At 46.0% G+C, this 13,469-nt stretch carries 15 protein-coding genes; 5 read left to right on the top strand and 10 right to left on the bottom strand.

The features are described 5' to 3' along the window. Positions 1 to 305 precede the first annotated feature (305 nt). Positions 306 to 1,208, bottom strand: coding sequence for a retropepsin-like aspartic protease (locus NDI33_RS05935; protein ID WP_190412760.1), 903 nt, complete (start codon positions 1,206 to 1,208; stop codon positions 306 to 308). Positions 1,209 to 1,653: 445 nt separating this feature from the next. Here NDI33_RS05935 and NDI33_RS05940 point away from each other — a divergent pair, with 445 nt between their 5' ends. Both NDI33_RS05940 and NDI33_RS05945 read left to right on the top strand, forming a co-directional pair. Then, complete coding sequence (locus NDI33_RS05940; protein ID WP_347275933.1) at positions 1,654 to 2,739, top strand: fatty acid desaturase; 1,086 nt, start codon at positions 1,654 to 1,656, stop codon at positions 2,737 to 2,739. A gap of 229 nt (positions 2,740 to 2,968) precedes the next feature. Beyond that, on the top strand, positions 2,969 to 3,523 hold the full coding sequence (locus tag NDI33_RS05945) for a peroxiredoxin (RefSeq protein ID WP_190677676.1): 555 nt from the start codon (positions 2,969 to 2,971) through the stop codon (positions 3,521 to 3,523). A gap of 248 nt (positions 3,524 to 3,771) precedes the next feature. Here NDI33_RS05945 and NDI33_RS05950 read toward each other — a convergent pair whose 3' ends face one another. From NDI33_RS05950 to NDI33_RS05985, 8 genes are all read right to left on the bottom strand, one after another. After that, the gene (locus NDI33_RS05950) at positions 3,772 to 4,092 is read right to left on the bottom strand and encodes a WGxxGxxG family protein (protein ID WP_190439742.1); all 321 of its coding nucleotides are present in this window, start codon (positions 4,090 to 4,092) and stop codon (positions 3,772 to 3,774) included. A gap of 121 nt (positions 4,093 to 4,213) precedes the next feature. Further along, the gene (locus tag NDI33_RS05955; RefSeq protein WP_190412755.1) at positions 4,214 to 4,522 is read right to left on the bottom strand and encodes a WGxxGxxG family protein; all 309 of its coding nucleotides are present in this window, start codon (positions 4,520 to 4,522) and stop codon (positions 4,214 to 4,216) included. Between the two features lie 170 nt (positions 4,523 to 4,692). Then, positions 4,693 to 5,742: a UDP-3-O-(3-hydroxymyristoyl)glucosamine N-acyltransferase gene (gene lpxD, locus NDI33_RS05960; protein WP_190677678.1), complete on the bottom strand. Its 1,050-nt coding sequence runs from the start codon at positions 5,740 to 5,742 to the stop codon at positions 4,693 to 4,695. 116 nt (positions 5,743 to 5,858) lie between these two features. Continuing rightward, a complete protein-coding gene (locus tag NDI33_RS05965; protein ID WP_190677680.1) occupies positions 5,859 to 7,127 on the bottom strand; it encodes an NAD(P)/FAD-dependent oxidoreductase in 1,269 nt (422 codons plus the stop codon). A gap of 51 nt (positions 7,128 to 7,178) precedes the next feature. After that, complete coding sequence (rd, locus tag NDI33_RS05970; protein WP_190536233.1) at positions 7,179 to 7,343, bottom strand: rubredoxin; 165 nt, start codon at positions 7,341 to 7,343, stop codon at positions 7,179 to 7,181. Positions 7,344 to 7,558: 215 nt separating this feature from the next. After that, positions 7,559 to 8,350: a ChaB family protein gene (locus NDI33_RS05975; RefSeq protein ID WP_190412751.1), complete on the bottom strand. Its 792-nt coding sequence runs from the start codon at positions 8,348 to 8,350 to the stop codon at positions 7,559 to 7,561. A gap of 148 nt (positions 8,351 to 8,498) precedes the next feature. Continuing rightward, positions 8,499 to 8,690 carry a hypothetical protein gene (locus NDI33_RS05980; protein ID WP_190412750.1) on the bottom strand — a complete coding sequence of 64 codons (192 nt, stop codon included), beginning with the start codon at positions 8,688 to 8,690 and terminating at the stop codon, positions 8,499 to 8,501. Between the two features lie 20 nt (positions 8,691 to 8,710). Continuing rightward, on the bottom strand, positions 8,711 to 8,866 hold the full coding sequence (locus NDI33_RS05985; protein WP_190412749.1) for a hypothetical protein: 156 nt from the start codon (positions 8,864 to 8,866) through the stop codon (positions 8,711 to 8,713). A 238-nt stretch (positions 8,867 to 9,104) separates the two neighbouring features. Here NDI33_RS05985 and NDI33_RS05990 point away from each other — a divergent pair, with 238 nt between their 5' ends. Beyond that, on the top strand, positions 9,105 to 9,692 hold the full coding sequence (locus NDI33_RS05990) for an SRPBCC family protein (protein WP_190428625.1): 588 nt from the start codon (positions 9,105 to 9,107) through the stop codon (positions 9,690 to 9,692). Positions 9,693 to 9,760: 68 nt separating this feature from the next. Here the strand turns inward: NDI33_RS05990 and NDI33_RS05995 are convergent, their stop codons facing one another. Next, positions 9,761 to 10,210, bottom strand: a complete 450-nt coding sequence (locus NDI33_RS05995; RefSeq protein WP_190677682.1) for a pentapeptide repeat-containing protein — start codon at positions 10,208 to 10,210, stop codon at positions 9,761 to 9,763. Between the two features lie 403 nt (positions 10,211 to 10,613). Here NDI33_RS05995 and NDI33_RS06000 point away from each other — a divergent pair, with 403 nt between their 5' ends. Beyond that, positions 10,614 to 10,871, top strand: a complete 258-nt coding sequence (locus NDI33_RS06000; protein WP_190412746.1) for an ATP-binding protein — start codon at positions 10,614 to 10,616, stop codon at positions 10,869 to 10,871. 155 nt (positions 10,872 to 11,026) lie between these two features. Beyond that, entirely contained in the window at positions 11,027 to 13,390 is a 2,364-nt protein-coding gene (locus NDI33_RS06005) for a response regulator (RefSeq protein WP_190677684.1), read from the top strand. Positions 13,391 to 13,469 lie beyond the last annotated feature (79 nt).

A 13,469-nucleotide genomic window follows, 5' to 3' on the forward strand; every position in this document is an offset into this window, starting at 1 on the left:
TCAATCAGTGCGATCGCTAACTAAACGGCACGGTGACGCCCCAAGCGTCCGCTTTTCGGACAGAGAAGCCAGAAAATCTAGCTTTCTCCCCGATAAGGTTACGGTGTACACACAAGTCGGCTGACCTCTCCCCAAACCCATCTCCGACACGGAGATGGGCTTTGAATACTGCTCCCCTTCCCTACAAAGGAAGGGGTGGGGGGTTAGGTCTGAGAGCGCTTTGTCCGTACACCGTAGCCTTATAGGGGGAGGGGTAGGAAGAGGTCAAAATCCACTGTAACCAATTGAAAGTCGCGCTCTTTACTTTAGCGCTGGCGACGAAACTCCACCACATCTTTTTTAATGGTGATGTCATAGCCGTCATAGAAGTCATGTCCTAGCAGTCCAATGTCCAAGTCGGGTTGTCCGATTCCTACCAGCACATCTTTGACGAGATTTCCACCCAGTTGAATCGAATTAACAAACCCAAAGTATATTCCAGCTACTCCATTCGCCGTCTTCACGTTCGCCATTCCTACAGGTTTCACCTTTAGGTCATAAGCCATCTGTCGGGTGATCAACGTTTTACTTGCCCCTGTATCCAGAAACATTTCATATTTCTTTTTGCCATCAAATGTCACGTCAACAACAGGAATCGTGTCCCCTTGTCGGCGTTTGATGGGAACCGTGAAAAAGGGTTTGTTAACGATTGCAGGTCCAATGGGTTTGGGCTTGGGCGGAGGAGCCGCTTGTTTCTGAGCCGAGGCTAGAAAGCGCTGGTATTGAGGCAGCTTCTTTTGAGCGATCGCATGGTTGCGGCTAGAAGTTGGTACAGCTTTCATTAATTCAATTGCCTCTTGCCACCGGCTGGCAACTAATTGCCAATCATCTCGGCTTTTGGCAGATTCACTAATCGCGATCGCGCCAAGGGCAGTATCAATCGCTTCGTTATAAGTGTCAGGGCCAGTCTTAATCGGTTGGTTAACGGGTGTTTTTTTAGTCGCCGTTGATGCTTTTGGCTTAGCTGTTGAGGCAGATTTAGCCGGTTGAGTCGCAGCAGAACTGGCAACAGCCGCCACGGGACTTGCGCTAGCAGCAGGCTTTGCTGGGGCTGAGGCGGCTGGTGGGCTAGGAGGGCTTGCTGCATCGTTATTACAGCCAAGAATCCCAAACGCCAGGGAGCTGGATAGAACAATCAGGGTGGTACGGCTTTGAGAGGGTTTCCACATGATTAATCGCCCGATCTTATAAGCAATTGATTTTGGAGAGGACACGGCTTTTCTGGCAAGACGGGTCTTACTACACCCTAAGGTAAGATTTTTCCGCAGATTTTTCCGGATTTAACCAGTTTCTTTTTGTTGAATGACTGTTTAACCTGTCAATTGCGATCGGTTCCCGAAAACTCTCCATGCCGGAGGGAGCCGATTGGTTGCCCGACTTGCCGTAGTTGCGAACCCGTTCAAGCTAGTTCCTCAATCAAGGGCTGCATCCAAGTGTATTTGTTCCATACCATACTAAATGCTACATGAGCAACCGCATTTTCCACAGAATAGATTTTGTAGGTAAACAACAGCCATACTCTTGACTAATCGGTCTTTATAGCGTTAATTGCACTGATGGCGCGGCTGTAGAATAATGCCTTTTGGTCTACAGTTACGTAAAATTGGAAACTTTGTGCAATCTAAGCTCATAGAGTTAAATAATCCTGTCGAAGAAGAATTATATTTGGGTGACTCAGAACCCCCCTTTACCCTTCAAGACTTGAAAGCCGCCATTCCCCCAGAGTGCTTTGTGCCCTCCACCAAGCGATCGCTGTTCTATTTTCTAGTGGATGTAGGGATAATCGGCATCCTCTACGCGATCGCTAGCTATCTGGATTCCTGGTGGGTTTGGCCTGTATTTTGGTTGGCGCAGGGAACAATGTTCTGGGCGTTGTTTGTCGTCGGACACGACTGCGGTCACGGTTCTTTTTCCAGAAAAAAATGGGTAAATAACCTGATTGGGCATTTGGCACACATTCCCATCCTCGTGCCGTATCATGGGTGGCGTATCAGCCACCGAACTCACCACCAAAATACCGGCAACATTGACACGGATGAAAGCTGGTATCCCGTTACAGAAAGCCAGTATCGGGAGATGCCCGCGTATGAAAAATTTGTCCGCTTTAATGCCTTAGCCTTACTGGTGGCTTATCCTTTGTACTTGTTTAAAGGGACTCCTGGAAAGCCTGGTTCTCACTTTCTCCCCAGTAATCCTGTGTTTCGACCCTCCGAAAAATGGGATGTCATCACTAGCGCAACCCTCTGGACGCTGATGCTGGGTTGCTTGGGCTGGTTAACTTATCAGTGGGGGTGGATGTGGCTGGTCAAATACTATGTAGGCCCCTACGAGGTTTTTGTTGTCTGGCTGGCATTGGTAACATTTCTGCACCACACCGACCCAGATATTCCTTGGTATCGTGGGAAAGACTGGTATTTTCTCAAGGGTGCCTTATCTACGATTGACCACGACTATGGGTTTATCAATAATATCCACCATAATATTGGCACCCATGTAGCTCATCACATATTCCTCAACATGCCTCACTACCACCTGAAAAGAGCGACTGAGGCGATTAAACCCATTTTGGGTAATTACTACCGAAAATCTGAGCGGTCAGTTTTCCAAGCCTTCCTACGCTCTAACCCTTCTTGCCATTTTGTAACGGATACAGGGGCGAAGGTTTACTACAAATCTGAAAAAGAACTCCAAAAAGACTAATACAGTCATTTCCTGAGTTCGCAGTAGAGGCGCAAAGCTTTGCGCCTCTAATTGATTAAAATTTTGATGGTTTGATTCCAAACGCGCTCAGCCCTTGCCTCTACGGTAAATGAACCCTTCGCGGCAAGCCTGACAGACTGCGACCCCCATTAACCAGGAATATTCAGATAAAAGTGGAGAGCGAATTAAAACTGTAAACTTATGTTAAGTTCAGTTTTCGCTTTTCATCATGAATTCTCGTCGCATCTTCCTCAACACTCTATTCGCAAGTTTTTTCGCCCTCATCACCTGGTTAAGCATTACACCATCAGCAGCTGCACTCGGTGGCAAGCTGCCTACTGTAAATCAATCGGCTCCAGAGTTTACCCTGCCAACGAATACCGGCGATGGCGAAGTCTCCCTCTCCGATTACCGAGGTAAATGGGTGGTTCTCTACTTTTATCCCCAAGACTTCACCTCTGGTTGCACTCTAGAAGCCCGCAGATTTCAGCAAGACTTGCCGAAATACCTGGATAAAAATACTCAAATTATTGGCGTCAGTGCTGATTCTGTTGATTCTCATGCCAAGTTTTGCGATTCCGAAAAGCTGAAGTTTCCACTGCTGGCTGATATAGATGGCAAGGTGAGCAAAGCTTACGGTTCTTGGATTGGATTTGTCTCGATGCGCCATACCTTCATTGTCGATGCACAGGGAGTGCTACGCGAGACATTTACAGGGAGCAATCCTGCAATTCACAGTAGCGAGGTTTTGGTACGTCTAAATGAATTGCAGGCAGCATCCTAAAGCGGCTAATGACTCAGCAAAGCCGTGAAAATCAACATCGTTTGTGCAAGCTGATCATCGGTAATCGGCAATAAGTTCTTGTCAGTATTCCCGATAAGCTCATGCACATTCAAGAGGATTGCTATATTAGCAAAAAGCATAAATAACAAAATTCCTGATGGATATTCGTCTCCACCAGGAATTATTAAAGTTGTTTCTAAAACGTAGTTGTCAATGTTACGTAACTACGGCGAAACTTGTGTTGTACTTTACCGACGATAAGTAGAAGAAGTGGCTTCATTTGGGTCGCGGTAAGCTACACGGTCGTCGTGTTTACGACCAGCTAAACCAGCTAAACCAGCTAAACCCAGCAGTCCTAACCAACCCCAATTAGAATCGCGATCGCCTTCATAATCGGCGTTGTTTACGCCTTGACTCGGAGCAGTGGTGGTGGTGTCGGGAGCTGTATTGGTGGTACCGGGAGCTGAACTATCGGTCTGGGCGGAAGCAGGTAGGGTCATGGGAACCAAAGCGACGCTAGCTGCAAGAACACCAGCACTCACCAATTTGGACAAGTTTGAATTTTTCATGTTTAAATCTCCTGTTCTTATGTTTCCAATCGATGGATTTCCAACAGGACGACATCCAGCAAATTGGTTTTAAAAGTGACGGACAGACAATAAATGTCTATGAACAAGCTGTTAATCAGCTTTAGCGGCGATAAGTAGAGGAACCGACTTCGTTGGGATCGCGGTAAGCGGTCGTTTCGTGATTCTTACGACCTGCAAGACCTGCCAAACCAGCTAAGCCCAACAATCCTAACCAACCCCAATCAAAACCGCGATCGCCTTCAGTATTTGTATTTGTATTGTCTACGCCTTGGCTAGGAGCTGTATTGGTGGTACCGGGAGATGTAGTCGTATCAGTCTGGGCAGAAGCAGGTAGGGTCATGGGAACCAGAGCGACGCTAGCTGCAAGAACACCAGCACTCATTAGTTTAGACAAGTTTGAATTTTTCATGGGTGAATCTCCTCTTTTGTTACTCTTAATTTATACGAGTATCAAGAGAATCCAAATCCCTCTATAGCTGGAAACTCCTGCTTGTGTTTGTTATCACTCAAGAGATAGAAAAAGCCTTTTACAGGAGATGAATATATACGGCTAAAGCCGTATATACATTTCTGTAAATTTTATTTCTTGTCTCCTAGGTGTCGTTGTAGCTGCCTGAGAGTTTGATACATCTCTGGAAGACGATGGTAGATGGCTGCTGCTTTTAGGAATACTTTGTGGGGAATCGCTGGGACGCCAGTAACAATGGCACCAGGTTCAATATCATTGTGGATGCCTGCTTTGGCGGTCGCGATCGCGCCATCTCCAATATGCGCTTGATTGGCAATCCCTACCTGTCCGGCTAATAGCACGCGATTGCCAACAGTAACGCCGCCTGCCATCCCTACCTGTCCGGCTAAGGCGCAGTTGGAGCCTACCTTACAGCCGTGACCGATATGCACCAAGTTATCAATTTTGGTGTTGTGGGCGACACGGGTTTCTCCCACAGCGGGGCGGTCAATGGTGCTATTGCAACCCACTTCGACGCCATCTTCCAGAACAGTGTAGCCAGACTGCTCCATTTTGAACCAGCCAGTCGGAGTGGGGACAAACCCAAAGCCTTCCGCACCGAGGACAGCACCGCTATGAATGACGCAATCTGCACCGATGCGGGTGCGTTCGTGGATAGAACAATTAGCGTGTAATACAGTGCGATCGCCTATCTGCACGTCTGGGTAAATGACTACATTCGGGTGAATGATGACGGCATTTCCAATCTCTGTACCCGCCTCAATGACTGCATGAGCGCCGATGTAAACATCTTGACCAATTTTGGCGTCGGGATGAATGACTGCGGTGGGATGGATTCCAGGCGCTGGACGGAAGGGTTTATAGAAAAGAGCGATCGCTGCGGCAAACATTAATCGCGGATCGGATACCGCAATCCAGGCAATTCCCCGCTCAGATGCTTGTGCTTGTAGCTTTTCATCCGGCGGTAAAATTAAGGCACTGGCAAAGGTTTTTCCCACAAAAGCCGCAAATTTCGCACCCTCTATGTAGCTGAGTGTGCCAATGGCAGCCTCATCGACGGGTGCTACTCCCGTAATTTCTGGGTTGCAATCTGTATTTGAGGTCAAACTATTGCAGGCGGCAGCAGCACCCAGTTTTTCGACAATTTCGTGAAATTTCATCGGCATATTCATGGACAACTGTAAATGAATTGGCAGCTATACAAGAGATTCATCAAGTATTCGCACCGCCAAGACACAATTAAAAATTAAATTTTTGGGTTTTTAATTTTTAATTTTTAATTTTTAATTTCTTCGTTGCCCATTGCCTGACCCGCTAAGTAAGCAGTCGTCCAGGCACTCTGAAAGTTAAAGCCACCCGTGACGCCGTCAATATCGAGGATTTCTCCGGCAAAGTAAAGTCCGGGACAGATGCGGCTTTCCATTGTCTTAAAGTTCACTTCCTTTAAGTTGACGCCGCCACAGGTAACGAATTCTTCCTTAAAGACACCCTTCCCCTGAATTTGGTACTTACCCTCGGAAAGTTCTTGAATTAGCTGATTGAGAACTTTATTAGATAATTCCGCCCAACGCTGTTCCCCACTAATCCCCACAGCAGCAATTAAACTCTGCCAGAGGCGTCGAGGTAAGGGCAGCGGACAACTGGTAGAAATGGCGCGTTGGGGCAATTGGGACTTGACCGCCAAAAGCATTTCCCGCAGCTTTTCCGGGTTGTACTGGGGTAGCCAATTAATTTGCAACGTTGTTCGATAATTGCAATCGTGCAGCATTCTAGCCGCCCAAGCAGACAGTTTCAAGGCAGCAGGCCCACTCAAACCCCAGTGGGTAATCAGTAATGGCCCGATTTGTTCTAACTGAGTTTTACCGACACCTAAACGCAGCCGCGAACTTTCCACGCTGACTCCGGCTAAATCTTGCAACCGGGGGTCGGAAATCGTAAAGGTGAATAGAGAGGGAACGGGTGGTTCAATCGTGTGTCCTAAAGTTTTTGCCCAGCGGTAGCCTTGGGGATTGCTGCCGGTAGCGAGGAGAATGCGATCGCACTTGAGGATCTCTCCTGACTTCAACTGGATCTCAAAGCCGGTGTCGAGTGGTTGATTCAATGAAGTCACTTGCCGGAAAATCTTATCAACAGGTGTTCCCCTGCGAATCTGCACTCCAGATGCCCTTGCTGCCTCAAACAGACAATCCACAATAGTTTCGGAACTATCTGTAATTGGAAACATCCGTCCATCCGGTTCAGTTTTCAATTGGACGCCGCGATCGCTAAACCAAACGACTGTATCTTTAGCTTGGAAACGACTAAAAGCCCCCCGAAGTGCTTTCCCACCTCTGGGGTAATATTGCACTAAACCAGCCGGGTCAAAGCAAGCATGAGTAACATTGCATCGCCCGCCGCCAGAAATCCGAACTTTAGATAAGGGTTGTCGTCCTGCTTCTAACAAAATTACTTGCGCCTGGGGATAAGTTTCGGCACAGGTAATTGCACCAAAAAAACCCGCTGCCCCACCGCCAATCACTACTACTTTTAAAGGTTGCACAATCAAGCTATTGCCGATTTCACGGAATATTTTCCGTACAGATGCGATATCATCTCCCTACCCGTCGTATGGTTCAAAATCCCCTTTTGTGGCTCCACACGTAGGACATACCCAGTCTTCCGGGATATCTTCAAATGCCGTACCCGGTTGGATACCGCTATCTGGGTCGCCTTGTTGTGGGTCGTAGATGTAGTTGCAAACTGTACATATATACTTCTTCATTATCGCTCCTTAACATTTGCCTCTACATAATACTAAAAGCCGACGTAATCGAAATTACATCGGCTTTTGCAGAACCCATTGTTCATCTTCGAGAAACTTAAGTTTTGAGCCAAGGACTATCGCTGAATCGCACTTGCCTTAAGCCGAATCAAAAGTTTTGAAACCCACGCCAGCAGGTTAATTCTCTTGTAGACGCACTTTCAACCGCCCAGTTGCTAGAGCTTTGCTTTAGCCTTCGACCAAAAGCCGTGTTCATCTTGTTCAAATTGTTCAGAAACAACATCCCAGGCATGATGTTCGGCTTTGGATTCATCGCCAGAGTCTTCTAGCGCTTTGTTGTAATTGGCGATAAATGTCCTTTGAGCATCCTCTGAGAGGTGAGAACGAACTTCCGGGGACAAATCGCTAGGACTTTCCAGTTTCCCAGCGCGTTTGCGGGGTAATGTGGTTTCGCTGGTATGCACTTCTTCGCCACCAGCACTTTCTAGCAGCAGCTGAATTTCACCGGATTGATTGGCAGAGACTTCTACAACTACCAGAAAATCTCCAGCTTCGACGCGAGTTTGATAAATGGCAGCTTTGTCTTCTGGCATTCCCAAAGCGACCAAAGCAGAAACTAAACCAGCGCCCGCTGCACCCGCTAAAGCACCACTCGCTGCACCCAGCAACGCCGCACCAATGGGTCCTGCCGCGACGACTGAACCTACAAAAGGAATGAACAGCACTCCCACACCAGTCAGCAAGCCAAGGGCTGAACCAAACAAGGAACCAAAGATGCCGCCGCTTCTCAGCCCGCCTAAAATCACATCTTTTTTGGTGATGAATCCAGCAATGCGAGTTTCGGAATGAAAGTTTTTGCCGATTACTGAAATATCGTCGCGGGAAATCCCCCGATCGAGCAAGCGGTGAATCACTTTCTCAATTTGTTCGCGCTCTTTGAAAACGGCTGAGATACTGCGTTCTACTGTGGAAACACTTGGCTGTGTAGTTGGGTTTGTCGCGGTCATTCACTTCTCCTGAAATTTGTTTTTTAATTTTTGTTAATTTCTCTTGGAGAATAGCGAACATGACAATTCCAGCGAATCGCCCCGAAGGTTGATATTAAATGTATTTAAAGATACTAAATGACTTAACAAACTTTGAAAAAGAAAGCAATTATCGGCGAGTGCGCTGAACGCCGTAAGTAATCCCACTCGCAATTGAAAGCAAAATTAATATCCAGATAACGCCGCCAGGGATGAACGTGAGAATTCCAAATCCTCGCAACAGATACACCGCAATTGTCAGCCCTACAACACTGGCAAAAATAGAAGAAATCAGGGTTTCAGGGTTAGGAGTTTGGCTCACAGACTCGACCAAATAAATGGTTAAAACAGAATATTGCCATCGGCTACGTCCGCCCAAGCTGCAAATGCCGCCGAGGCAGCAACCAAGGTAAAGAGAACTAACGCCCAGATGACGTAGTCAGGAAGCTGCTTCAGAACGCCCGATCCTTTCAGCACCACGATAATCGCTGTAATCACTAAAGCAATGCCAGCGATACAACAAAATTGCGGTGCCTGGGTTGGGAGAGCAACTCACGTTCCTTGGCTCCTGACATGCTTGAGGAATTATGGTCATCATTGTTACATACTGAGTTGCTGAAACAGCGATGTAGGATCAAATTAGGAGATTAGCCAACATACCTTGCCTTCCACGTCCGAGACAACCTGTGTTAGCTTGACATCGAATTACTATTGATTGAGGAGTAGCTGAGTCAGTATGAGTATACTTTTTCCGTCGGACTCGATGGATGCCGCCTCAGACTTGTCGCTGAGCAAGAGATACTCAACGGCGCTTTTGCAAGGTGAGATTTTGATAGAAACGCAATTGCGTTCTACTTGGGGGGGTGCTGTTACTGCCCAAATGTATTTGCCAATCGAGCGATCGCGCGTTTGGCAACAAGTGACAGACTATCCCCGTTGGGTGCAATATTTCCCAGATGTTACTCACTCTGAGGTACTGCACTCCAACGTCTCCTCGCCTGTTGGCTTACCGGAAGGGACGAGTTCCAAGAGTGTTTACCAAGTTGCCACGAAAACTTTCCTGTTTCTCAGTCTTCAGGTTGAGGCTTATCTGAGTGTGTCTGAGATCGTGCAGCAGGAAATTCATTTTCGCTTGGAAAAAGGTACTTTTACCGATTTCTGTGCTGACTTAAGTTTGCAAGATTACGAGAATGGCACTTTGCTCACCTATACAGTAAAAGCAACGCCCAATATCCCAGTGCCGTCAATTTTCATCGAACAGGCAATGCAGCTAGAACTGCCTGTGAATATGCGAACTATGCGCCAGGTGATGTGCGGCAGTTAAAAGAGGCGATCGCGTTTAATTCCAAATGCACCTGGATGATCGGGGATAACGATACCAGGCAGAATCCTTCATCGGATATCTGTCTGGTATAAATTAGCACTGTTTAAGTCAGCCCCAAGCAAGTTTGCATTTCTCAGCTTGGCACCTGTCAAGTTTGCAAATCTCAAAGTCGCTTTTTGCAGGTCAGCACCTTCTAAGTTGGCATCCGTTAAGCGCGTAAATCTTAGGATGGCATTTTGTAAGTTAGCGTTTCTGAGCTGGGCGCGATCTAAGTCCGCTACGTATAAGTTAGCACCAGCCAGATTGGCTCCGGTTAGGTTGGCTTTCCTTAAGTTAGCCCGTTGCAGGTTCGCTTCTCTCAAGTCGGCACCGCTTAAATCAGCACCGGAAAGGTCGCACCCTACGCATTCTTTCGTTTCCAGCAATCGTTTGACGTGCCCCATATTTGCCGCTTGTACGGGCGTCGCCAGCCATAGCGGCACCGATAAAGCGGCGGCAACCAGTATTGTGAGTTTCATGACGTTTTTCGCCTCCTAAGCTTATTATCCAGCGAGGCGTTATCTCTGAGGAGAAAGAAAACCGCCACATTTGTCTATCCAATTGGGTTGGTTAAATCATTTAAAACTGTTTCTTATATGACGTTTGCAATAAACCTTGAAAATTTAACAAATTTTTAATACTAAGAATACAAACAAAAGTTTCGGTTATCAAAAGCTAAAAGATTTATAAATTCGTTACGCTTCTTGACGATTTGGTGTAATTTTAAATAAGGAAAAATATCTTAAAATCTATACAAAGGTGGATTGCTTGCAGTCCAGATGAAGGGAAAAAAGGAACCCTTTAAAAATGCGGTTAGGAATTGGTAAATCCTCTTGATTAAAGGAAGTTTATAAACCCATCCTCAGACGCGAGGCGATCTAGTTGCGGCAAGTTTTAATTAACTTACTTCGCAATGCAGTCAAGTTTACAGAAATTGGCGTTATAACTTTCAAAGTGGGCTACCAAACGGAGAGAACCCAGTTTCAGGTGGCAGATACAGGAATTGGTATTACACCGGATGCAAAAGGAACCGGATTAAAATTGGCAATTCGCTGTCAATTAGTTCAACTGATGAGTGGCGCATTCAAAGTCAAGAGTACCCTCCACCTGCCAAGGAAATCGCAGACTTGCTCGATCTAGGCAAGGAAAGACGATTTTAGAGGCGTCGTAGAGCGATCGCTTACCTTGAGGGGTTGGATCGGCAGTTGATTCCGTATACTACCCATTTTGTCAATTCGGTAAGGTTTTAAAGAGAAACAAGTCTTATAGTTTATTACAGAATTTAAGAGGTATGAATGAGTGTTGATACGGTTGAAAAAGGAGTTATCTTAATCGTTGATGACACTCCTACCAATTTGGGAATGCTGTTCGATTTCCTGGCTCATTCCGGCTTCCAAGTTTTAGTGGCTGAAGATGGCGAAAGTGCAATTGAAAGTGCCGAGTATGCTTCACCCGACCTAATTTTGTTAGATGTACTCATGCCCGGAATAGATGGGTTTGAAACTTGCCGCCGCCTAAAAGCGAATCAAGTAACTCAAGATATTCCCGTAATTTTTATGACCGCGCTGAGTGAGACAGTGGATAAGGTCAAAGGGTTGAATCTTGGGGCGGTAGATTACATTACTAAACCGCTCCAGCATGAAGAAGTTTTAGCCCGTGTCAGCATCCACCTGCGCCTGCGTTGCTTGACCAAAAAACTGATAGATCAAAATATACGTTTAGAACAGGAGATATGCGAACGCAAACAAGCAGAAGCAGAACGAGAGCAAGCATTTATAGCGCTCCAGGAAAGCGAAGCTCGATTTAGATGCTTGGTTGAATCGAATATCATTGGGATTATTTTCGCAGATTTTCGGGGCAATATTACCGAAGCGAATGATGCCTTTCTACAGATGGTGGGATATGAGCGGGAGGAACTGCCAACGGGAGGTTTGCGTTGGGATGAAATTACTCCGCCCGAATATCGCCATTTAGACGAAGACGCGATCGCACAATTCCTCAGTTCTGGCAATTGTACTCCCTACGAGAAAGAATTTATTTCCAAAGATGGTCGTCGCGTTCCAGTGATGATTGGTGCAGCGCTGATGGAACCATCTCAACCAAACGTTGTCGGTTTTGTCCTTGACATCACCGAGCGCAAACAGGCAGATCGGAAAATCCAAGAACAAGCGGCTTTGCTTGATATTACAACCGATGCAATTCTCGTCCGAGACCTGAACAACCAAATCCTATTTTGGAACAAAGGGGCTGAACGTTTGTACGGATGGAAGACAGAAGAAGTTTTTGGTAAGAATGCTAATCAACTTTTATACAAGGAAATTTCACCACAACTCCAAAAAAATCAGAATATTCTTGCCCAAGAAAACGAGTGGCAGGGTGAATTGCATCAAGTCACAAAAGACGGGAAAAATATTATCGTTGCAAGTCGCTGGACTCTCGTTCGGGATGAAGAAAAACAACCCAAATTTATCTTAACTGTTAATACCGATATTACAGAGAGGAAACAACTCGAAGCCCAGTTTCTTCGGGCACAGCGCATGGAGAGTATCGGCACTCTGGCAAGCGGGATTGCCCACGATCTCAACAATGCCCTAGCACCTGTATTAATGTCTGTTCAAATCTTGGAACACAAACTTCAGGATGAGCAGAGCCGGCGAATACTAAAAACACTAGAAACCAATACTCAACGAAGTGCCGATCTCGTTAAACAAGTGCTGTCATTTGTGCGAGGAGTCGAAGGGAAGCGAACCACCTTGCAAGTAAGGCACATTATTAAAGAAATTGAGCAGATTGTTAAACAGACATTTTCTAGAGCGATTGAAATCCGCACCGATATCCCGATGCTCGATCTTTGGACTATTTCTGGGGATGCAACTCAGCTGCACCAAGTATTGATGAATCTCTGTGTAAATGCTAGGGATTCGATGCCAAACGGGGGAACTTTAGAGCTTTGTGCCAGGAATTTGTGGGTTGAAGAACACTATGCCCGGATGAATCTTGATGCTAAGGTTGGCCCTTACGTTGTCATTACTGTATCCGATACAGGGATGGGAATCTCAAGGGAAATAATAGATAGAATCTTTGAGCCATTTTTCACCACAAAAGAGATAGGACAAGGTACTGGCTTAGGTCTTTCAACGGTGATGGGTATCGTTAAAAGTCACGGTGGATTTGTGCAGGTACTTAGCGAAGTGGGGCAAGGAACGCAGTTTTATATTTACTTACCCGTAACGCAGGCAACGATACCAGATGAGACGAAAAGCTTGCCTCATGAATTGCCTAGAGGACAAGGAGAATTAATTCTCGTTGTTGATGATGAATATTCAATTCGAGAGCTTACGAAAATTTCTCTAGAAACCTATAATTACAAGGTTTTAACCGCTACTGATGGAGTGGAGGCATTGGTGCTATATGCAGAACACAAGCAAGATATTAACGCTGTATTAGTCGATATGATGATGCCAGCTATGGATGGTATAACGACTATCCGGGCTTTGCAAAAAATCAATCCACAGGTCAAGATTATTGCAGTTAGCGGCCTTACATCTAATTACCAGATAACTGAAATCGCTGGTAATAACGTCAAAACATTTTTACCAAAGCCCTACACGTCAGAGGAATTGTTGAAAAATATACAGGTGGTTCTTGGTAAAAATTAGAAAGTTTTGTTTTTCTATGAGTGGTAGCGTTTCAGATACCCGACTTTTTAAAAAAGTCGAGTATCTCGCCTTCACGTTG

The sequence above is a fragment of the Trichocoleus sp. DQ-A1 genome (assembly GCF_039961955.1).
In the GTDB taxonomy this organism is placed as follows: Bacteria; Cyanobacteriota; Cyanobacteriia; order Cyanobacteriales; family FACHB-T130; genus FACHB-T130.

What these genes read in the sequence shown, in the direction of transcription:
- NDI33_RS05935 (WP_190412760.1), bottom strand. Translation starts at nt 1,208, where the DNA reads ATGTGGAAACCCTCTCAAAGCCGTACCACCCTGATTGTTCTATCCAGC.
- NDI33_RS05945 (WP_190677676.1), top strand. Translation starts at nt 2,969, where the DNA reads ATGAATTCTCGTCGCATCTTCCTCAACACTCTATTCGCAAGTTTTTTC.
- NDI33_RS05950 (WP_190439742.1), bottom strand. Translation starts at nt 4,092, where the DNA reads ATGAAAAATTCAAACTTGTCCAAATTGGTGAGTGCTGGTGTTCTTGCA.
- NDI33_RS05955 (WP_190412755.1), bottom strand. Translation starts at nt 4,522, where the DNA reads ATGAAAAATTCAAACTTGTCTAAACTAATGAGTGCTGGTGTTCTTGCA.
- lpxD (WP_190677678.1), bottom strand. Translation starts at nt 5,742, where the DNA reads ATGAAATTTCACGAAATTGTCGAAAAACTGGGTGCTGCTGCCGCCTGC.
- rd (WP_190536233.1), bottom strand. Translation starts at nt 7,343, where the DNA reads ATGAAGAAGTATATATGTACAGTTTGCAACTACATCTACGACCCACAA.
- NDI33_RS05975 (WP_190412751.1), bottom strand. Translation starts at nt 8,350, where the DNA reads ATGACCGCGACAAACCCAACTACACAGCCAAGTGTTTCCACAGTAGAA.
- NDI33_RS05990 (WP_190428625.1), top strand. Translation starts at nt 9,105, where the DNA reads ATGAGTATACTTTTTCCGTCGGACTCGATGGATGCCGCCTCAGACTTG.
- NDI33_RS05995 (WP_190677682.1), bottom strand. Translation starts at nt 10,210, where the DNA reads ATGAAACTCACAATACTGGTTGCCGCCGCTTTATCGGTGCCGCTATGG.
- NDI33_RS06005 (WP_190677684.1), top strand. Translation starts at nt 11,027, where the DNA reads ATGAGTGTTGATACGGTTGAAAAAGGAGTTATCTTAATCGTTGATGAC.